Origin of the sequence: Jeotgalibacillus proteolyticus (assembly GCF_050107735.1) — a bacterium.
GTDB classification, from domain to species: domain Bacteria; phylum Bacillota; class Bacilli; order Bacillales; family Jeotgalibacillaceae; genus Jeotgalibacillus; species Jeotgalibacillus proteolyticus_A.
Map to the genome: position 1 here is coordinate 72,430 of NZ_JBNILO010000012.1, position 20,516 is coordinate 92,945.

General features: G+C 41.7%; 20 protein-coding genes. 12 read left to right on the forward strand and 8 right to left on the reverse strand.

Going from position 1 to position 20,516, the window contains the following annotated elements; genetic code table 11:
• Nucleotides 1-63: 63 nt before the first annotated feature.
• The gene (locus ACQCT8_RS16340) at nt 64-1,425 is read right to left on the reverse strand and encodes an alanine/glycine:cation symporter family protein (protein ID WP_426872868.1); all 1,362 of its coding nucleotides are present in this window, start codon (nt 1,423-1,425) and stop codon (nt 64-66) included.
• A gap of 175 nt (nt 1,426-1,600) precedes the next feature.
• Between ACQCT8_RS16340 and ACQCT8_RS16345 the strand changes: the two genes are divergently transcribed.
• The 3 genes from ACQCT8_RS16345 to ACQCT8_RS16355 are packed head-to-tail and all read left to right on the forward strand — an operon-like array spanning nt 1,601 to nt 3,514.
• On the forward strand, nt 1,601-2,065 hold the full coding sequence (locus ACQCT8_RS16345) for a low molecular weight protein-tyrosine-phosphatase (protein ID WP_426872870.1): 465 nt from the start codon (nt 1,601-1,603) through the stop codon (nt 2,063-2,065).
• A gap of 13 nt (nt 2,066-2,078) precedes the next feature.
• Nucleotides 2,079-2,498, forward strand: coding sequence for a YtxH domain-containing protein (locus tag ACQCT8_RS16350; protein WP_426872872.1), 420 nt, complete (start codon nt 2,079-2,081; stop codon nt 2,496-2,498).
• 23 nt (nt 2,499-2,521) lie between these two features.
• Nucleotides 2,522-3,514, forward strand: a complete 993-nt coding sequence (locus ACQCT8_RS16355) for a YihY/virulence factor BrkB family protein (RefSeq protein ID WP_426872873.1) — start codon at nt 2,522-2,524, stop codon at nt 3,512-3,514.
• A 257-nt stretch (nt 3,515-3,771) separates the two neighbouring features.
• On the opposite strand, the gene ACQCT8_RS16360 is transcribed toward ACQCT8_RS16355, so the two are convergent.
• The 4 genes from ACQCT8_RS16360 to ACQCT8_RS16375 all read right to left on the reverse strand — a co-directional run bounded on the left by ACQCT8_RS16360 (nt 3,772) and on the right by ACQCT8_RS16375 (nt 7,153).
• Nucleotides 3,772-4,479 (reverse strand): hypothetical protein, encoded by a 708-nt coding sequence (locus ACQCT8_RS16360; protein WP_426872874.1) that lies wholly within the window; start codon nt 4,477-4,479, stop codon nt 3,772-3,774.
• Nucleotides 4,466-5,356, reverse strand: coding sequence for an ATP-binding cassette domain-containing protein (locus ACQCT8_RS16365; protein ID WP_426872876.1), 891 nt, complete (start codon nt 5,354-5,356; stop codon nt 4,466-4,468). Before ACQCT8_RS16365 ends, ACQCT8_RS16360 begins: the two co-directional genes overlap by 14 nt.
• Nucleotides 5,353-5,727 carry a GntR family transcriptional regulator gene (locus ACQCT8_RS16370; protein ID WP_426872878.1) on the reverse strand — a complete coding sequence of 125 codons (375 nt, stop codon included), beginning with the start codon at nt 5,725-5,727 and terminating at the stop codon, nt 5,353-5,355. Before ACQCT8_RS16370 ends, ACQCT8_RS16365 begins: the two co-directional genes overlap by 4 nt.
• A 238-nt stretch (nt 5,728-5,965) precedes the next feature.
• Nucleotides 5,966-7,153, reverse strand: coding sequence for an MFS transporter (locus tag ACQCT8_RS16375; RefSeq protein ID WP_426872881.1), 1,188 nt, complete (start codon nt 7,151-7,153; stop codon nt 5,966-5,968).
• Nucleotides 7,154-7,420: 267 nt separating this feature from the next.
• Between ACQCT8_RS16375 and ACQCT8_RS16380 the strand changes: the two genes are divergently transcribed.
• Nucleotides 7,421-7,801, forward strand: a complete 381-nt coding sequence (locus ACQCT8_RS16380; RefSeq protein WP_426872882.1) for an OsmC family protein — start codon at nt 7,421-7,423, stop codon at nt 7,799-7,801.
• A 420-nt stretch (nt 7,802-8,221) separates the two neighbouring features.
• Here ACQCT8_RS16380 and yfkAB read toward each other — a convergent pair whose 3' ends face one another.
• Complete coding sequence (gene yfkAB / locus ACQCT8_RS16385; protein ID WP_426872883.1) at nt 8,222-9,346, reverse strand: radical SAM/CxCxxxxC motif protein YfkAB; 1,125 nt, start codon at nt 9,344-9,346, stop codon at nt 8,222-8,224.
• 212 nt (nt 9,347-9,558) lie between these two features.
• Here yfkAB and ACQCT8_RS16390 point away from each other — a divergent pair, with 212 nt between their 5' ends.
• From ACQCT8_RS16390 to ACQCT8_RS16420, 7 genes are all read left to right on the forward strand, one after another.
• On the forward strand, nt 9,559-9,741 hold the full coding sequence (locus tag ACQCT8_RS16390; protein WP_278242014.1) for an SE1561 family protein: 183 nt from the start codon (nt 9,559-9,561) through the stop codon (nt 9,739-9,741).
• A 234-nt stretch (nt 9,742-9,975) separates the two neighbouring features.
• Entirely contained in the window at nt 9,976-11,517 is a 1,542-nt protein-coding gene (locus ACQCT8_RS16395; RefSeq protein ID WP_426872885.1) for a fumarate hydratase, read from the forward strand.
• 500 nt (nt 11,518-12,017) lie between these two features.
• A complete protein-coding gene (gene pdaA / locus ACQCT8_RS16400) occupies nt 12,018-12,788 on the forward strand; it encodes a delta-lactam-biosynthetic de-N-acetylase (RefSeq protein ID WP_426872886.1) in 771 nt (256 codons plus the stop codon).
• Between the two features lie 119 nt (nt 12,789-12,907).
• Nucleotides 12,908-13,780 carry a DNA-3-methyladenine glycosylase family protein gene (locus ACQCT8_RS16405; RefSeq protein WP_426872888.1) on the forward strand — a complete coding sequence of 291 codons (873 nt, stop codon included), beginning with the start codon at nt 12,908-12,910 and terminating at the stop codon, nt 13,778-13,780.
• Nucleotides 13,777-15,168: a 23S rRNA (uracil(1939)-C(5))-methyltransferase RlmD gene (rlmD, locus tag ACQCT8_RS16410; protein WP_426872927.1), complete on the forward strand. Its 1,392-nt coding sequence runs from the start codon at nt 13,777-13,779 to the stop codon at nt 15,166-15,168. Before ACQCT8_RS16405 ends, rlmD begins: the two co-directional genes overlap by 4 nt.
• 23 nt (nt 15,169-15,191) lie before the next feature.
• Nucleotides 15,192-16,607 carry an aldehyde dehydrogenase gene (locus tag ACQCT8_RS16415; RefSeq protein WP_426872889.1) on the forward strand — a complete coding sequence of 472 codons (1,416 nt, stop codon included), beginning with the start codon at nt 15,192-15,194 and terminating at the stop codon, nt 16,605-16,607.
• A 307-nt stretch (nt 16,608-16,914) separates the two neighbouring features.
• Complete coding sequence (locus ACQCT8_RS16420) at nt 16,915-17,871, forward strand: phosphotransferase enzyme family protein (RefSeq protein WP_426872891.1); 957 nt, start codon at nt 16,915-16,917, stop codon at nt 17,869-17,871.
• 81 nt (nt 17,872-17,952) lie between these two features.
• On the opposite strand, the gene ACQCT8_RS16425 is transcribed toward ACQCT8_RS16420, so the two are convergent.
• Nucleotides 17,953-18,855 carry a TIGR01777 family oxidoreductase gene (locus ACQCT8_RS16425; protein WP_426872893.1) on the reverse strand — a complete coding sequence of 301 codons (903 nt, stop codon included), beginning with the start codon at nt 18,853-18,855 and terminating at the stop codon, nt 17,953-17,955.
• Nucleotides 18,856-18,950: 95 nt separating this feature from the next.
• Here ACQCT8_RS16425 and recX point away from each other — a divergent pair, with 95 nt between their 5' ends.
• Complete coding sequence (gene recX / locus ACQCT8_RS16430; protein ID WP_426872895.1) at nt 18,951-19,763, forward strand: recombination regulator RecX; 813 nt, start codon at nt 18,951-18,953, stop codon at nt 19,761-19,763.
• On the opposite strand, the gene ACQCT8_RS16435 is transcribed toward recX, so the two are convergent.
• Nucleotides 19,760-20,467 carry an SDR family NAD(P)-dependent oxidoreductase gene (locus ACQCT8_RS16435; protein WP_426872897.1) on the reverse strand — a complete coding sequence of 236 codons (708 nt, stop codon included), beginning with the start codon at nt 20,465-20,467 and terminating at the stop codon, nt 19,760-19,762. The genes recX and ACQCT8_RS16435 overlap by 4 nt on opposite strands.
• Between the last annotated feature and the right edge of the window lie 49 nt (nt 20,468-20,516).

A 20,516-nucleotide genomic window follows, 5' to 3' on the forward strand; every position in this document is an offset into this window, starting at 1 on the left:
CTTCGATCCGTCATCTTCATCTTTCCATGATTTAATCGATCTGTCAATAAGAACTGATAGAGTTTATGCGGTTTTACGTTTCTCCGCTTTTTCCTCTTTAATTTTCTCTTGAATCCGCTTCGTTTCATAAATGACTACACCGGACAAGCCAAGAAGACCGATCAAGTTAGGGAAGGCCATTAATCCATTCATCACATCGGAGAATAACCACACCACATCCAAAGAAGAAACAGAACCGATCATTACGGCAATTACAAACAAGACGCGGTACCAGATATTCAGCTTTTTTGATCCCACCAGATATTGAAAACATTTTTCTCCGTAGTAAGACCAGCCAATTATAGTAGACGCTGCAAAGAAGACAAGACCAATTGTTACAATAATCGGGCCAAAGCCGCCTATGAAATGTTCAAAAGATGCGGAGGTTAATGCTCCGCCTTCCAAATCTCCACTTTCATACAATCCTGCCATAACAATTGTCAGACCCGTTATCGAACAAACGATGAGGGTGTCAAGGAACACCTGTGTCATTGAAACGAGTCCCTGCCGACCGGGCATATCGGTTTTGGCTGCCGCTGCGGCAATCGGGGCAGAACCAAGACCAGCTTCATTTGAAAATACTCCACGCGCTACACCATATCGGATAATGGCGCCGATCACGCCGCCTGCGATGGCATCATTTCCAAAAGCCTGTGAAAAAATAGTAGCAAATGCATCAGGAATAAGAGAAAAATTCAAAATCATAACAATAAGTCCTGCTGCTAAATAAAATGCAACCATGATGGGGACGAAAAGTGAAGTAACTTTACCGATGCTCTTAATCCCGCCAAGTATTACTAAAGCAGTGAAAACCGTAAGTACAATACCTGTGATCCAGGTGTTAATTCCAAAAGTGTCTGCCACTACATCTGAAACAGAATTGGACTGAACCATATTCCCAATTCCAAATGCCGCCACTGCACCAAATAAAGCGAAAAGAACGCCAAGCCATTTTTGTTTCAGGCCTCTTTCCAGGTAGTACATTGGTCCGCCTGACATTTCTCCGTCATCGTCCTGGACGCGATACTTCACAGCGAGTACGGCTTCAGCATATTTTGTAGCCATCCCAAAAATGGCTGAGAGCCACATCCAGAAAATAGCCCCAGGTCCGCCTAAAACAACAGCGGTAGCAACGCCGACAATATTTCCTGTTCCCACTGTCGCTGCCATAGCTGTCATCAGAGACTGAAAATGGGAAATGTCTCCTTTTGATTTTGTGTCCTGATTTTTCGAAAAAGCCAATTTTAATGAGTAGCCTGTCAGTCTGAACTGTATTCCGCCTAAGCGGAGTGTCAGATAAATCCCTGTGCCGACTAATAAAATCAGCAGAGGAGGTCCCCAGACGAGACCACTCACTTCACCAAGAAACTTTTCGAGTGCTTCCATCAAACTCCCCCTTTTATTTTCCTATCAAAAAACTAGAATACAGTAACTTTTCCTTAAAGTAAATATTCCGAATAGTATCAAAAAATAAAAATGCTTTGCTTCAAGAGGATATTAAGGTTTTAAACTGTCTATTTAAGGTAAAATAAAGAGGAGAATAAAAGTTGGAGGATTTTAAGTGAAGCATGTGTTATTCGTTGGAAAAGAGAATAATTGCCGTTCGCTGCTTGCAGAATCAATCCTGAAAGATAAACTTGCGGGGGAGAACCTCAGTGAAAACATCCATGTGAATTCAGCCGGCACCTTCCAATGGCAGAATAAAGAGGCTGCAGATCAGACCGTCGCAGCGGTACTAAAAGAGCACGGTCTCCCCACCGAAGGCCTCCATTCCAAACAGCTTGAAAGACGTAATCTTGAATCTGCAGATTACATTATTTCTCTTGACCGGGAAGTACAAAAGGATCTGGAAAAAATGGCGAGAAGCTCCGCACACAGTGCTCATTATTATTTATTGCTCGAATTAATCCATTCGTATACTTTGGACGTTCCAAATCCATATTATACGAAGGACTACGATGAGGCTTATCGCTTAATTAATGAAGGGTGTAAGGCATTACTTGATAAAATTAAAGAAACTAGTTAATGGAGGAATTTACATGGCGGGAAACAAATTGTCAACAGGAATCTTATTAGGTGCAGTGATTGGCGGAGCTGTGAGTTTATTCGATAAAGAAACAAGAAGAAGTACAATCGAAGCCTACAGAAAAAGCAGCCGTGCCATTTCTTACTATTCCACACATCCAAAAGAATTGTCACAGCAGACTAAGTCAAAAGTCGAAAAAATTAAAGTGACAGTAGAGCAGATTCAGGAAGATTTTGAATTTTTGTCCGCTAAGCTGGATGAAGTGAAAGATATGACTCCACAGCTTAAAAATATTTTAGTTGAAACAAAAGAGACATTTGAAACATCAGGAGAAACGTACAAGCACGCTCTAAGCAGTGAAGAATCAGAAGAACAAAATCGGTCCGATTTATTTCTTGAGCGAAATAGCGCTGAGGGAAAAAAGATGGTATAAAATCTGAAAGCAGGAGGGATTACATGCCTGAACATAAAAAAAATTCAAATGCAATTCCTCAAAATAAAAATAACAGAAACAGTGAAAGCAACAAACAATGGAATGAAGGAATGAAGAATAGACATCTTGAGGAGATGACAGAAGCAATACATACAGGAGCCAGGCAGGGAAATTATAATTCCGCCGGTGGTTTTATGAAGGAAGTGCTTGGCAGATTCACACGGGCTGACACACCCGGACTTGGCGCACAGTTGGCTTACTATTTTCTATTATCGCTTTTTCCTCTTTTAATTTTTGCAATTGCTCTTATTCCTTATCTGCCAATCACCCAGGATCAAATGCTGGAACTCTTTAGAGAATTTGCTCCTGGCGAGTCCATGGCTATAATCGAAACAACCATTTCTGAGGTGGCTACCGGAGAGAACACCGGCCTGCTGTCTGTCGGTCTGCTTGGTACCCTGTGGGCTGCTTCCAACGGAATGAACGCGCTTATGAAATCGTTTAATCATGCCTATGAAGTAGAGGAAACAAGACCTTTTATTATTGCACGGGGGATGGCAGTTGTATGGACCATCGTTATGGTTGCTGTAGTGGTCATTGCGCTGCTGCTGCCAATTTTCGGACAGCAGATCGGAGAAATTGTATTTTCCGCATTTGGACTATCTGAGGCGTTTCTTACGATATGGAACGTGCTCCGCTTTGCAGTAACTCCTTTTGTTCTTTTAGTCGTTTTTATTGGATTGTACGCATTTGTTCCAAATGTGAAAATCAGATTTATATCTGTTCTCCCAGGTGCTGTATTTGCCGCAGCAGGCTGGCTCATTACGTCCTTTCTATTTTCCTTTTATGTTAGCAGCTTCGGAAACTATGCTTCTACCTATGGAAGTGTAGGGGGGATCATCGTCTTAATGATTTGGTTGTACTTATCCGGCATCATTATGATGGTTGGTGCTCAGATCAATGCCACCATGGCTGCAAGAAAAAGACATAAACCGTCAAAGCCGAAAACAGTCTGACGTTTTTGAGGTAAGAAAGAGGCAGGGACAAAACTTAAAAGAATTTAAAGAAATGAAGAAGTTTTTATGAATAGTAAGAGGAGAGCGGAGCGGAAGGTGGCGACTCCAGGAGGATATGACGGTTGCTTGAGACTATACAGGACAAGGGCCTGGAGAGGCTCAAGCCCCCGTCCCTAAGGAAAGCGCCTGACTGAAGCGCAGCGAACCTGTCAAAGAGCTTGAGACACTTTTGTCCCAAGCTCTTTTTTATTTTGTATTTACATTTTAATCCTTACGCTTTTGGTTAACAAACGGATGGCCCAGAGTGATACAGCCAATAAAATAAAGGATACAGAAAAAGAGATGACTAGTGAAAAATGCTCAAGGGTATGAAGGGAAAAAAATCGGTGTAAAGGGGTATTTAATTCCCGTGACCAAAATAGATCCGTCATAAAGATCAATCCAAGTGATCCGCTAATGGTGATAAACAGTCCCCATCCTCCATAACGATAGTAGCCTGCCCCAATGAGCCAGCCAGCGATGTAATAAATGAATATATTCAACGTGAATACGAAGAAGATTGTTAGCCATGGAGTATTTGGTCCTAAAAAGGTTACAACCTCGATCGGTGCTAGAAGCTGTTCTAATCCGCCAATCATCACTGCAATGATCATGAAGATTGTTGAGAGTGCAGCTGAAGAAATTACGGTGCCTACAAAATACTGCTTTCTCGTTACACCAAGCTTAACATAAAAGGTTAAAAAACTTGGTACGGAAAGAATTCCAATCACCAACATGAAAATTTTGTAAGGATTTTCGATGAAAACTAAAAAACCATCAATCCCCAAATCATTCTTATCACCAAAAACATAGCGTATGCCGATAAAAATAATCAGTGTAATAGCAATCATCCATAAGGCCCATCCAAGCTGAACAGTGGTCATATCATATGCAACCTTGAGGTCATTCCGGTTAGTTTTTTTCATTTTGATCCCCCTCTTTTGTCAGGTGAGTAAATAAATCCTGAAGTGAGACGGGACCGATTTCAAGACCGGATTGACGTGCTTGCAGTCTCTGTTGATCGGAAAGGGTTTCAAGCACAGTGACAGATTTAGTTCCACCAAGCTTTTGAGTATGAAGTTTTGTCATGTCCTGAACAAAAAGATCTGTATTTTCTGCCGATCCCGTAATGGATGCCCCTTTTTCAAGCAGTACATCAATCGGCTCTTTTAAAAGCAATTTTCCTTTATGCAAAATGACCACTTCTTCAAATAAATAGTCCATTTCAGACAGGAGGTGAGTGGATAGGACAATGGTTCTTGGGTGCAGAGCATGATCTTCTAATACCTTCTGATAAAAGATTTCACGTGTAGGCGCGTCCATACCGCTGTAAGCTTCATCAAAAAGTGTGACCGGAGACCTGCTGGCAAGGCCGATTGTAACGTTAAGAGCAGACAGCATTCCTTTAGACAATTTATTAACAGGCTTGTTTAATGGAATGCGAAAGGCTTCTATCAAGTCCATGGCATATTCAGCATCATAAAAAGGTTTATACGCTTCAACTGCTTTTAAGTATGTTTTTACTTTTTCTGTTTCTTCCTGATAGTCTTTTTCGTAAACAAAGGTAACGTTCTGCATAAGGTCAGGATTTTCAAATAATGCCTCACCCTTTACGGTAATGCTCCCCGTAGAAGGTTCTAAAAAAGATGCAAGAAGCGAAAGAAGGGTTGTCTTGCCGGCACCATTCCGGCCGATCAACCCATAGATTTTGCCCTCATCAAGCTTGAACGACAGGTCATCGACAGCTTTAAAGGGGCCATATTTCATCGTCACACGATCTAAAACGATCTGCATTTCCATCATCTTTCACGTCCTTTCAGCTGCTTCATTAGTGATGTTAATTCATTTTCTGATATCCCCAGCTTTTGAGCTTCCTCCATCATTGGCAGCATAAATTGATCAACAAATCCTTTTTTTCGTTCCTCAATTAACAATTCTTTTGCACCCTCTGCAACAAACATGCCCACACCTCTTTTTTTGTAAATGACACCGGCCTCTACGAGTAAATTAATGCCTTTTGCGACGGTTAAATGATTGATTTTATAAAACGTCACAAGCTGAGTAGTGGAAGGGATTTGTTCATTTTCTTTTAATTGATTGTTCACAATCTGGTCTTCAATTCGATCTTTAATTTGAAGAAAAATCGGCTTACTGTCGTTAAATGATTGACTCAATAGGAGATCACCACCTTATGTTATATGGTTATATAGTTATGTATATGACTATAGATCATAAAGTGTGATACGTCAATAGGGCTGGAGAATAGAAGTTCTAAGGGAGAATTTTTGTGGTAGAGAGACAGTAAGTTTGGATATAGAGGTACTGATAGTAAAGCAGAAGAATTAAAAAAAGAATGTTCTCAAGAAATTTTTTGAGAACATTCTTCATTACTATTCGGTTTCTTCCCCTGCTTCAAGAGCTGATTGAAACGTTTTTGGCTCTGTTTTTCTGGATAAGCGAAAATACTAATAAGCTTAGGTATACAGAAAAAAGTAAAAAGCTGATTAGGTAGAAGAATCCGTCTGCGAAAAATTGGATGACTAAACCACCAAGAGTTGGACCTGTAATGCTTCCAATGCTGAACGCAACACCGCACATTATGTTACCGGCAGGCAAGAGAGACTTTGGAAGAAGGTCGGTCATATAACTGATACCGAGAGAGAAAGTGGAACCAACAGCCATACCTGCAGCAAAAAATGTTACCATCAGCCAGGCCGCAGAGGTACCCGCAAGACCGGACCCAATAAAGCAGATGGCACCTGTCAGTAAAACCCCCATTAAAACGCGGTGCCGGCCAAATTTATCGCTTATTATTCCAAGAGGGAGCTGAAACACAATCGCTCCAATTGAAAAAGCGGGCAGAATCAATGCAATGGCCCCTGAATCAAGTCCATTCCTCAGTGCATAAATAGGAAAATTGCCATGGAGTGAAGCTTCCAAAAAACCATAGCTTAGCGGAGGAAGAAATGCGACCCATGCATATTTCCATACTTGTTTAAATCGGCTCACTGTGCCAAACATGGTGGCTGTTCCTATTTCTCCTTGATCAGGGAAATCATTTCGCAATAAGAAAACGAGACCCCAAGTTAAAAAGGTTAGGATGCCGGAAACGATAAAAGGGAGTGCCCGGTCTATTTCTACCAAAGAACTCATCGCCGGGCCAATGGCAAAGCCAAGAGAAAAGAACAGGCCATAGATCGCAATGTTCCTTCCTCGCCGTTCGGTTGTAGATGCGGAGGTAATCCAGGTCTGGGTTGATAAATGAAGCATTTGATCACCAACCCCAATCAGCAGCCGAAGGATAAACCAAAACCAAAAATGGGTCCATAGCGGAAATAAAAGGAGAGACATCCCCACAATGAATCCCCCGAATAAGATTAAGGGTCTGTAGCCATACTTTCTTAAAGGAGCTTCCATTAAAGGAGAAGCAACTAATATACCGATATAGATCCCAGTTGCGTGGATGCCGCTCATGGCAGAGGAAACCCCATCCTGCTCAAAAATAATCGCAATTAACGGCAAAAGCATTCCTTGAGAAAATCCCGAGATGGCTACAATACAAACTAAAATCCAAAAACGTACTTTTGCTGTTACACGCATGACTAAAACTCCCGACTAATAAAATTCCTGTATGATTACTAATAGTGAATCTATGAAATTCAGGGCAGAATAGACTATCGTCCTTTTATGCCCCCGCCGGCTGAAAACGGTTGACATTTAAGCAGCCTACCGCGTTGCGGAGTGGTGTTTCCTTTTTATGTAAATCATCGCCCGAAACAGGGTAGAGAGCTTAGAATGCGAGCGTTTTGCAACACTGTGATATATAATTCTACTATACACAAATAACATAGTGAAGGAGAACCCATCATGAATTTTACAATGAAAGAAAATGGATTCACAACCGATCTGCCATATGGAATGCTGGATGTATCAGGAAATGAAGAACATGGATACCGGCCCTATCAGCTGTTAACCGCGTCGATCGCTGTTTGCAGCGGTGGCGTGCTGAGAAGTGTGTTAAACAAGATGAGGCTGTCTTTTGAGGATATTGCCATTGAAACAGAAGTCGAAAGAAACGAACAAGAGGCGAATCGGGTTGAAAAGATTCACATGCATTTTAAAATTACCGGTTCAGATCTCGATGAAAAAAAAGTTCATAAAGCAATGGAACTGACACGGAAAAATTGTTCAATGGTTCAATCTGTTCTTGGAAGCATTGAAATAACGGAAACCTTTGAAATAAATTAAAAGACGCACAAAAACCCGGTCCAAAGTCTTTCAATGAAAGATTGACACCGGGTTTTTATGTTATTTGGTATGTTGTTAAATCGTTCATATAATCGCACTCTAGGCGCTCATCATCACGTCCTTTCAATAAAATCATTTCTTACTTTCAGGAAGCTGCCCTCCTTTTTTTAATCTACAAAAAGTATAGCATGATTTTATAATAATGTAAATATTCAAAATAAATAAAATACAATAATTTAACTTGCTTTTCATTACCAATAATCTCAAGATGTTTATTGCAGAACAGGACGGTTGCTTGGAACCCTGAGAGGCAAAGCCTTGAGGTCCGACATAGCCCAAATTTCCGATTAAAGCTCAGTTTAGCGGTAAAAAAAGAGCCTGAGACAAATTTTGTCCCCAAGCTCTCAATTAATAAATTCTTCAACGGGTCAATATCGCTTTCCGTTTCGTAAAATCTATATTTTTATAGTACATATCCTGCACGAGCAGATTTGGTCCTAGACATTGAACAGCTGGACAGTGACAGTTCATTTGAGCTGCTTCTTTAGATGAAAGCCATTTGGTAAAAATCGTTTCTAAATGATCGTGCTGAATATTTCCCAGTGGAGGTGTGTCTCCGAAGTCAGTGACGATCACTTCTCCTGTGAATATACTGATATTCAATCTTGAACGGCCGTCAGGATCATTACGAACCGTTACGTTTTCCGTTTCATATAAACGCTTTAGCAGTTTGCGGTCTTCTTCACTTGAACTGCACCCGTAAAAAGGAAGTGTACCAAACAGCATCCACGTATTGGGATCCCTTATATCAAGCAGTTTGGTTATGGCCTGTTTTGTTTCAGACAGCGATAATGTCTCAAGAGAGGACGCAAAGTCACTTGGGTACATAGGGTGAATTTCGTGCCTTTTACACTTCATATCCTCCACAATTTCCTTATGAATTCTTTCAATATGAGGCAGTGTTTTTTTATTGAGCATGGTTTCAGCAGAAATCATGACGCCTGCTTCACTCAATGCTCTGGAATTGGCGATCATGCGATCAAATAATTTCTGGCGCTGTACTCTCGTTGGTTTGCGATCCATCATGGCAAAACCGGTATCAATAAATTCATCGACAGTGCCCCAGTTATGAGAAATATGTAAAACATCCAGGTAGGGGATAATCGGATCATACTTTTCTAGGTCGACGGTTAAATTAGAATTTATCTGTGTTTTTACGCCTCGCTCATGTGCATATTTTAAAATGGGGGCAACATAATCCTGTACAGATTTTCTCGACATCATCGGCTCTCCGCCAGTAATACTCAGCGTTCGAAGATGCTCGATTTGATCAAGTCCATTTAAAATTACATCTAAAGGCAAAGCATTAGGGTCTTTTGGAGAAAGTGTATATCCTACCGCGCAATGAGCGCACCGCATATTGCAAAGCGTAGTAGTGGTCAGTTCAATATTTGAAAGAGTCAATTTTCCATGCTCTTTTATGTCTTCATAAGCCTCCCAAGGATCATATTCCGGGGTAATTGCCTTTGAGTTTAATTCATTCATTTTAATGTCTCCTTATGCGCTTTTGCATTAAGCCTCATTATCTAAATAAAGAGCAGCTCTGTCAATGGCAGGTGCATAATGTTTCCCTTAGCAGTGTGATGCGCTAATTGACGGAGAAAATTTAACATCTGCTTAAGAGCGAATTACCTCTTGAGGTTGCATGAACACAAAGAATCCGTTACCATAAAAGCGAGTTTGAAAGGAGCGATACAATGGGCAACGCCATTCACGACAATGACTCACAAATACTTTATTTAAAACAGCGCTTAAATATGTTTTTGGAAGTATTGGAGTCGGTGGATCCTGAGAGTACAGATCTTGAAGATATCGATCGAATGATCGGTATGGTGGATGATCTGGAATTGAAAGTTCAGCAATTTAAAAAGCCGGAATAAAGAACATCCCGTTCTTAGCGCCTGAATTTGTCAGGCCAACGAACGCCCGTATAGGTATGCGGGTGTTTTTTTTGCGCTTCACAATGACACGGATCTGGCAGCGCTAAAAGATTTTAAGTGAAAAATTTGAAATCGTTTTCAAACCACTACCTTTTCGCTTAAGCAGAAAGTATAATATGTAAGTTGAATACATAAAAGATGCACACAGATAGAGGTGAAAGGGGTTTGACTAAAATGAACAGCTCGAATCTTGAAAACAGTTTATATGACTTAATCGTTGAAACATCCACGAACCTGCCCAAGGATGTCAGAAGAGCCATCCGCAAGGGAAAAGATCAGGAAAATGCAGGGACCAGATCGGCAATGAGCTTAGCAACCATTACACAAAATATTCAAATGGCGGATGAAAATGTTTCTCCTATCTGTCAGGATACTGGACTTCCTACTTTTAAAATTAAAACACCGATCGGGGTTAATCAAATAAAAATAAAGGAAGCAGTTCACAAGGCAATGGTGCGTGCAACAAAAGACGGCAAAATGCGTCCAAACTCTGTTGATTCGCTGACAGGAGAAAACAGCGGTGATAATTTGGGGATTGGATTGCCGGTTATCAAATTTGAACAATGGGAAAAAGAAGAAATTGATATACGTTTGATCTTAAAAGGAGGCGGCTGTGAAAATAAAAATATTCAATACAGTCTTCCGTGTGAACTTGATGGACTAGGACGTGCAGGGCGCGATTTGGATGGAATCAGAAAATGTATTATGCACTCCATTTATCAGGCACAGGGGCAGGGATGCAGTGCAGGCTTTATCGGGGTAGGAATCGGAGGAGATCGCTCATCCGGATACGATTTGGCAAAAGAGCAGCTTTTTCGTTCTGCAGAAGATGTTAATCCAAACGAAGATTTAAAAAAATTGGAAGAATACATCATGAAGAATGCAAATGATCTGGGAATCGGTACGATGGGTTTTGGCGGGGAAACGACACTGCTTGGTTGCAAAATAGGTGTGATGCACAGGATCCCTGCTAGCTTTTTTGTTTCAGTCGCATATAATTGCTGGGCTTTCAGAAGACTTGGCATCACTGTAGATGCTGAAACAGGAAGCATACTTGATTGGCTTTACCAGGAAGGGGAAAAAATTGAATTTAAAGATGGGAACGGCAAGGAAACACCCTCCATTGAATCCTCTAAACTAATTACCTTAAAGGCCCCTATAACGGAGCAAAAAATCCGTTCGTTAAAAGTAGGTGACGTGGTGACGATTGATGGAATGATGTACACGGGGAGAGACGCCATTCATAAGTATTTAAGCGACCATGACTCTCCTGTAGATTTAAATGGTCAAATTATTTATCACTGCGGGCCTGTCATGATGAAGGATGAAAACGGAAGCTGGCACGTAAAAGCAGCAGGACCCACAACCTCCATAAGAGAGGAACCCTACCAGGGAGATATTATGAAAAAGTTTGGAATCCGGGCAGTCATTGGAAAAGGCGGGATGGGGCCAAAAACATTAGACGCCCTGAAAGAGCACGGAGGAGTCTATCTGAATGCCATTGGCGGAGCTGCCCAATACTACGCAGATTGCATTCAGCGTGTGGAAGGGGTCGACTTAACCCAATTCGGCATCCCGGAAGCCATGTGGCACCTGAAAGTAAAAGGCTTCACAGCAGTCGTCACCATGGACTCACACGGCAGCAGCCTGCACCGCGACATCAACCAAACCTCCCTGCAAAAACTCGCAAAACACAAAGAAAAAGTATTTAATTAAGTGCTGAAACGGGCGTTCAGGGGCGACAAGCATAAGACAACACGAACGAATAGGCGCTTTTTGCCTATTGGGCGTGATGGCTTATGACCTCGAGCCCCTGCCCGTTGAAGCCGGATAACCCCTAAGTGCTGAAACGGGCGTTTAGGGGCGACAAGCATAAGACAACACGAACGAATAGGCGCTTTTTGCCTATTGGGCGTGATGGCTTATGACCTCGAGCCCCTGCCCGTTGAAGCCGGATATCTTTAAGTGCTGATGGCGCTCGTTCAGCTGCGACAAGCATAAGGCGCGGTGGCCAAGCAGGCATGCCCTTCGCCTGCTGGGACATCGTGACTTATGACCTCGAGCAGCTAGTGAGAAATCCGGTACATGCATTTATAATAGAATGCTCAATAAAATTTTTTTTATTAATGGCAGCCTTAAAACACCCTTCCTGTGGGTGTTTTTTCTATGTATGCTCCTTCTTTAAATGAACACCATACTAAAGAAAGGAGGAGTGCATGGTGAAAAGAAACGCTTTACTTTATATCATTATTTTCCTGCTATGTATAGCTGCGCCTTTATCTGCTTCTGCTGAGAGCTTGAACTGGGGATTTAAAAGAGGGCAAAATGGAGAACAGGCAGAAGCCGGTGCTCAATACAACGAGCTTCTGAAGAAATATGATTCAGTTTATAGGGGGACCACTAAAGAAAAGGTCCTTTATTTTACCTTTGACAATGGATTTGAAAATGGATACACAGAAAAAATTCTGGATGTGCTGAAGGAAGAAAAAGTGCCAGCAACCTTTTTTTTGACAGGTCACTATTTAACAAGTGCTGAGCCTCTTGTAAAAAGAATGGTGAAGGACGGACATAAAATTGGTAACCATTCATGGGGACACCCGAATTTTTCCACACTGACAGAGGATCAAATGAAAGAAGAATGGCGCAAGGTGAAAGAAAAAACAACTGAGCTTACCGGACAAAAAGAAATGCCCTATCTTCGCCCTCCTGAAGGTGTTTTTAACGAAGAAACACTTAAAGTTGCCAAAGAGGAAGGGTATACGCATGTGTTTTGGTCCGTTGCGTTTGTCGATTGGTATGCGGATAAGCCAAGAGGGGCTGATTATGCATACAGCGAAATTATGAAACAAATTCACCCGGGTGCGGTTATTCTTCTTCATACAGTATCCCCCGATAATGCAGGAGCATTACAGCGTGTCATTCAGGACTTAAAAAAGCAGGGCTATTCGTTCGAAGACCTGGATCATTTAATGAAAAATCAACCGTAAAAAAGGGCAAGTGAACCTGATTTCAGGCTCACTTGCTTTTATTATGCAGAGAAGGAACCAGATTTCTTTTGGTCTTTTTTCAGCATGATATAATAAAGGAAAAATGGGATGTGAGAAGAATGTGGCAAGAGCGAATTGAAGTGGAAGGACCTTATGCTTTTGATCGCGTCCTTCAGCGTATGTCAATCGATCCCCTTACTGCAGTGGATCAGGAAAATCAGCTTGTGAAATTGCCATATGAAGGAACGGTAAGACAGGCAGTCACGATTAAAGCAGCAGGAACAACAGCCCATCCTGTTTTTAAAGTAACAGGCAAAGAGGATGAAGTTAAAGAAGATATTATTGACTATGTAAAAGAAATATTCCACTGGAATACAACACTTTCGCATATCGATCTCCATTTTTCAAAAACGAGTCTGCAAAGTCTTTTTCAAGAGCATCAGGGCACGCCTCTTGTAAGAGAGCCTTCCGTTTACAGCTGTTTACTGAAAAGTATTATTCACCAGCAGTTGAACATGGCATTTGCAGGAACTCTAACCTACCGTTTTGTTACCACCTATGGCGAAGAGGTGGACGGTGTCTGGTTTTATCCGAAACCGCAGAAAGTGGCAAATTTAACGGTTACAGAACTCAGGGAATTGCAATTCAGCCAGCGAAAAGCAGAGTATGTCATTGGTGTGGGAGAAAAAATCAGCAGCGGTGAATTGGATTTAGCGTCATTTCCTTCAAAGAGTGATGAAGAAATCATTAAAGAACTTACCCAATTGCGGGGTGTGGGACCTTGGACTGCGCAAAGTGTGCTATTATTTGGTCTTGGACGAATGGACGTTTTTCCGTTTGCCGATATCGGTATTCAAAATGCATTAAAAAAGCAATATAAAATGGAAAGAAAGCCCACCACAGAAGAGATGGAAGAGTGGACAAAGGCCTGGCAGCCATACTTAAGCTATGCCTCTCTTTATTTATGGAGGAGCATCGAGACAGGGAAGTGAATTCATTGAGTGAGAAATCAGTACAAAAAATAGATGCAGGACAGGAGTTCCCTTTAACAATTAAGCGATTAGGCATTAATGGAGAAGGAATCGGCTATTTTAAAAAACAGGTGGTCTTTGTACCAGGGGCTCTTCCTGGTGAAGAAGTGGTTGTGCAAGTAACCAAAATTCACCCGAAATACGCTCAGGCAAAGATTCATTCCATCCGCAAGGAATCTCCGAACCGGGTTGTACCGCCATGTCCTGTGTATGAGGCATGCGGGGGATGCCAGCTGCAGCACCTGGATTATCACCACCAGCTTTCACATAAGCGGGATATTCTGATACAGTCGCTTGAACGGTATACAAAGCTTCCAGTGCAAAAGATGGAAATACGAAACACCATTGGAATGGATGAACCTTGGTATTACAGAAATAAGAGTCAGTTTCAAGTGGGCAAAAATGGAGAAAAAGTAGTTGCAGGCTTATATGGAACAGATTCCCATCAACTCGTTGATATCAAAGAGTGCATCGTTCAGAGAAAAGAAACCAACAAAGCTACACAAGTTGTTCGAAAGCAGCTTGAAAAGCTGAAAATACCAGTTTACAATGAGCGGACAAAAAAAGGCGTGGTCAGAACCATCGTGACGCGTGTAGGCGTAGAAACCGGTGAAGTTCAAATTGTACTCGTTACATCAAATGATGAGTTGCCGCAGAAAGAAAAACTAATTCGTGCACTTGAAAATAAAATGCCTGAAGTAAAATCGATCATGCAAAATATTAACCCTGCCCAAACCTCTATTATCTTTGGTAATAGAACGGTTTTATTATCAGGAAAAGAAACAATTGAAGACAGGATGGAGCAGTATACGGTTCATTTGTCAGCGAGAGCCTTTTTTCAGTTAAATCCCATCCAAACCAAGAAGCTGTACGATCAAATTAAAGAAGCGGCGGATTTAACAGGTAAAGAGAAGATTGTCGATGCTTACTGCGGATCCGGCACGATTGGTTTATGGCTGTCAAAAGGAGCGAGTGAAATCCGGGGGATGGATGTCATTAAGGAGTCCATTCACGATGCTAGAATCAATGCTGCTCAGCACAATTTAAAAAACGCTCAGTATGAAGTGGGATCCGCTGAGAAATGGATGCTGCAATGGAAGGAAGACGGATTCAGACCGGATGTAGTTGTTGTGGATCCGCCCCGTGCAGGCTGTGATGCATCTTTGCTTGAAACCATTTTGAAAGTGCGGCCAAAGCGCTTCATTTACGCCTCCTGCAACCCATCGACACTTGCAAAAGATTTGATGCAGCTGTCATCAGCGTATAAAATTGAGTATATTCAGCCGCTTGACATGTTTCCGCAAACGGCACATGTGGAAAGTGTAACGAAGCTGGTATTAAAAGATTAAGGATTTTTAATTGTTAAATATCCATGATTCACCAAAGGAGGATCACCGTGTCCATTCAAACAGAACAAGACGTGCTGGAGATCATTGAGAAGCAGAAAACATTCTTTCACAGCGGAATTACCAGAAAGATTGATTTTAGAATTAAGCAGCTTCGAAAATTGCAGACACTGATTAAAGAGCATGAAGATGAAATTTTAAGCGCTCTAAAAAAAGATTTAGGAAAAAATCCTTTCGAGGCGTATGTTTCCGAAATAGGCATTACGCTTAAAAGTATTCAAACGATGATTAATAATGTGAAGCAGTGGGCGAAAACAGAAAAAGTAAAAACGCCTCTTTTTCAAATGCCATCGAAAAGCTATATTATGAAGGAGCCCTACGGCAGCGTTTTAATTATTGGACCATTTAATTATCCTTTTCAACTCGTGATAGAGCCTTTAATTGGAGCGCTTGCAGCAGGCAACTGTGCTGTGATTAAGCCTTCTGAAAGCACCCCTGAAGTGACAGCCGTGATACAGCGGATGATTTCGGCTAATTTTGATCCTGCTTATCTGAAGGTTGTTGAAGGAGAAAAGGAAGAAACTTCTTTACTCATTCATGCTCCTTTTGATTATTTGTTTTTTACGGGCAGCGTGCCAGTCGGCAAAATTGTGATGGAAGCTGCTTCTAAAAATCTTGTGCCGCATACGCTTGAGTTAGGCGGAAAAAGTCCGACGATTGTGGATGAGACAGCAGACTTGAAAAAAGCTGCTCAGCGAATTCTCTGGGGAAAACTGATCAATGCAGGTCAAACATGTATTGCTCCTGATTATCTGGTGGTTCATCAATCAATTAAAGATCAGTTGATTAAAGAATTAAAATCTACGATTCATGATTTCTACGGAGACTCTATTGAAGCGAATGATCAATATGGAAAAATCGTAAATGAAAAGCATTTTGACCGCCTAGTCTCTATATTAGAAAAAGACCGTGAGCATATTGTAGCAGGAGGGGAAACCAACCGCGAAGAAAGATTTATTGCCCCGGCTATTTTAGACAGCATCACCTGGTCTAATGCAGCGATGCAGGACGAAATATTTGGTCCAATTCTTCCTGTCTTAACCTATAATCAGCTCGATGAAGCAATTGACATGATTCAGTCACGTCCTAAACCGCTGGCACTCTATGTGTTTACAGAGGACAAGCAATCAGAGAAAAAAGTGCTTGAAAGTCTTTCATTCGGCGGAGGCTGCGTAAACGATACGTTAAGCCATGTAGCTAATGACCAGCTTCCGTTTGGAGGCGTCGGACACTCAGGAGTCAACGCCTACCATGGGAAACATAGCTTTGATTTATTTTCTCACAGAAAAAGCATGATGAAGAAAAGCACGAAAGTAGAATTAAAGCTGGCTTTCCCGCCTTATAACACAAGTCTGGAAACGATCAAAAAGGTTTTAAAATAGTTTAGTAAGCTTAATCTAAACGATCCGGAAAAAGTCCGTTTAAATGCACTGACTTTAAATGAGGCTTTGACGAAACTCAAAAAAGTTTAAAAATGAGGATATATTATTAGTAGTAGGTGAGCGGAGAGGAAGGTGGCGACTCCTGCAGGATGTGACGGTTGCTTGAGCCTTTACAGGGCAAGGCCCTGAAAAGGCTCAGCGCCGTCCCTGCGGAAAGCGTCCGCCTGAAGCGAAGTGAACCGGTCGTAGAGCTTGAGACACTTTTGTCCCAAGCTCATTTATTTTGATGAAAAAAGGGGTTGAACAGATGGATAAGGACTGGGTTGCTTCAAAACTTCACGTAACGGATAAAGCTGTGAGGCGAACGATTGGGGGGCTTCAAAATGAAGTATTCCACGTTGAAACAGGAGAAGGCCCGCTTGTTCTCCGTCTAATAGACGTAAATCGCAGGACAAAAGCTCAACTGCAGCTAGAAATAGATTTTATTGAACACTTGCACCAAAGGGAAATCAAGACTGCTCGAGCAAGAAAATGGAATGGTTCGTTTATTCATGAATGGGAGATGGAAGACAAAAAAGTTCACGCAGTCTTTTTTGAAAAAGCAAAGGGTACTTCCATCCGAATTCTGGATGATCAGGCCTGGGGAAGCAAGTTGTTTTGCGAATGGGGAAAATACATCGGTCAAATGCATAATGCTGCTCAGTCTTTTCATCATACAGACATTGAAAAAAAAGCCGTTCGCAGCAAAAAAAATCCGGATCCTGAAGGCATTAAAGCTCAATTGGAACCGGAGATGCACAGCTGGTACACTGATCAGCTGAATGCACTTGTACAGCATGAAATAAAAGAAGATACACACCACTTTATTCACCATGATCTTCACCAGGGAAATTTTATGACTGAAGGGTATACTATTATGACGTTTGATTTTGATGACTGCATGACTGATTGGATTATGCAGGATCTTGCTGTATCACTATATCATGGCATCTGGCAGGGTAATTCGTTCAGGCCTGAAGAAAAAGATTTAGCAGCGCAAATGATCAAAGGGATGCTGGAAGGTTATTCATCGGTCCACCGGCTGGATGATGAGATGATTGATCAGCTCTTTTTATTTTTAAACTTGCGCGACGCGGTGCTCTATCCTATTTTCAAGGAAAAATGGACAGGTGCACCCTGGCAGGATGCATATATGAAGCAATTGAAAAAGAGGCTGGTGGAAGGAATTCCTTACTTGGAGCGGAAGGCGGTATTAAAGGCGTAAACGTATACGAAATAAGTCTTCATGGAGTATGTGCGGGGAAGAAAACAAGAGGCTGAGACCTATTGTCCCCCCTCTTGAATCTTAAGAATAAATTTCTCTTAACGCCTCATTTAAGGAAGGATACAAAAATGTAAATCCCTTGTTTTTTAGTACATTGGGCAAAACCTTTTGTCCTTCAAGTACAAGTGCGCTTTTGTCACCTAATGCCAGCTTAAGTGCAAAGCCTGGAGCAGGAACCCAATGCGGCCGGTTCAGAACTTTACCCAGGGTTTCCCCGAATTCCTTCATTCTCATCGGGTTAGGAGCAGTAACATTAAATGGTCCTTCGATAGCTTTTTCAATCGCAAAAAGCACGGCTCTAGCTGCATCTTCGTGGTGAATCCAGGATAACCATTGTCTGCCGCTTCCTACCGTACCGCCTGCCATTAATTTATAGGGAAGGGCCATGTTCGGAAGAGCGCCGTCTTCTTTTCCCAGAATGATGCCAAATCGTGCACAGGCAACACGAACTCCATGATCTTCAGCGAGCATGGCTTTCTTTTCCCAATCCACAACTGTCTGAGCTAAAAAGCCTTCACCCTGTTCAATAGACTGTTCAGTGTAAATTTTTGTTTCTGATGTAGGATAATAGCCGACTGCACTTGCATTCACCAACACAGAAGGTGGACTATCAAGCAATTGAATTATACGAAGAATCTCATCTGTTGCATTCATCCGGCTGTCGTATATCTTTCTTTTTTGTTCATCATTCCAGCGTCCATTGTTAATGGATTCTCCAGCCAAATTAATTACTGCATCAATAGAAGGCAGCCTCTCTTCAGGTGCAGCGTTTTCTGTCAGCCATTCTACATAATGAACCTGATTCGCTGCTTTGGGCTGATCAGGATTTCTTGTTAATATAAATACTTCATGTTTTTCAGCAGTCAGCAATTTTGTGATTGCCTGACCTAAAAACCCTGTTCCTCCGCTTAAAAGGATTTTCATCCCGCATCCCTCCTACTTGTTATAGTTACTATTTCCTTTTTTAAAACGATAAAACCTTTTTGAAATGTGGTACAGTGAAGAAAGAGGTGATCAAGATGCCAATTATTACGAAAATTACCCAGCAGAAAAAAAACAAAGAAAGATACAATATATTTTTGGATGGAAAATACGCTTTTAGTGTGGACGAAGAGGTGCTCGCCCGCTATCAGCTTGGCAAAAACAAAGAAATTAACGATTTGGATATTGGTGAAATAGAATATGAGGATGAAATTCGCAAAGGATTTAATAAAGCACTTATTTACTTAAGCTACCGCATGCGTTCTGAGCATGAAATTATCCTCCACTTAAGAGAACATGAGATGGGGGAAGCTTCCATCGAAGAAACGATGCACAAGCTGAGAAAATATGGATATGTGAATGATGCCGAATTTGCGAAGGCTTTTTTAAATACGCAGCTACGCACATCAGATAAAGGACCGAGACATATTGGACAAGCATTGAAGGATAAAGGAATTGAACCCGGTATTATCGAGGAAACACTGGCCGTGATTTCACAGGAAGAGTGGCTTGAAAGAGCGGAACAAGTAATAGGAAAGGTCATTAAAAAAAATCCAAAGCAATCAAAGCTGCAGATTAAGAAAAAAGGTCAGGATACGCTTTCAAGAAAAGGATATGATGGCACTGTAACAGGAAGAGTTCTATCGGAAATCTCAATTGAAAGAAACGAAGAAGAGAAATGGGCAGCTGTTTATTCTCAGGCAAAAAAGGCCCATTCAAAATACATTCGGAAATTTGAAGGCTACGAATACGAACAAAGAATGAAGCAGGCTCTTTATCGCAAAGGGTTTTCCGCAGAAGAGATCGAAAAAGCAATTGAGCGTCTGCAGGAAGAGGGGCAGTCCTATTAAGTGGAACTGCCCTTTGCCTGATGCTTTTTCGATTCAATAACAATCTCGTCTTTTTCGTGGATTTGTTCCATTATAAGATGAGCAACTTCACTTGGCTTCCAAAAGCGTGAAGGATCTTTTACATGATCCCCGTGTTCCCAAAAGGGTGTATTCATTCCTCCCATATACGTCCGGACCACACGGATGCCAAATGGTTCAGTTTCTTTTACGAGGCTTTTAGCAAAGCCTCTGAGTGCGAATTTGCTTGCAGCATATCCCGATTCATTTGATTTTCCCCGGAGTGCGGCAGTTGATAAAATAAACAAAAAGGTTCCGTTTTTCTGTTTTTTCATGTGGGGCAAAAGGGTCTTTGTAAGAGCTATAGGTGCGAACACATTCGTTTTAAACATGAGTTCAAGATCTAAAGAACTTGTATCTTCCACATTGCCAAAACGTCCGATACCGGCATTATGAATAACTAAATCAACCGGCAGCAGTGATTCTCTTACTAGCTTGTCCATGAGCTGTTCGATCTCATTCGGCTCCGTAATATCACAGGGTACAGCGAGAGCTCTGCCATAGGTGTTAATAACCGCTGCAAGCTCGTTCAGCAGATTCTCCCTTCGTCCAATCAGGATCACTGTGTGGGTATGGCTAAGTTTCAGGGCCAGCTCTTTTCCAAGTCCGGTGCCTGCCCCTGTTAGTAAAGCAATTGGTTTTTTCATACGTATTCCTCCATTCGGTACGCAATTTAAATTCGTTTGCTTATTATAA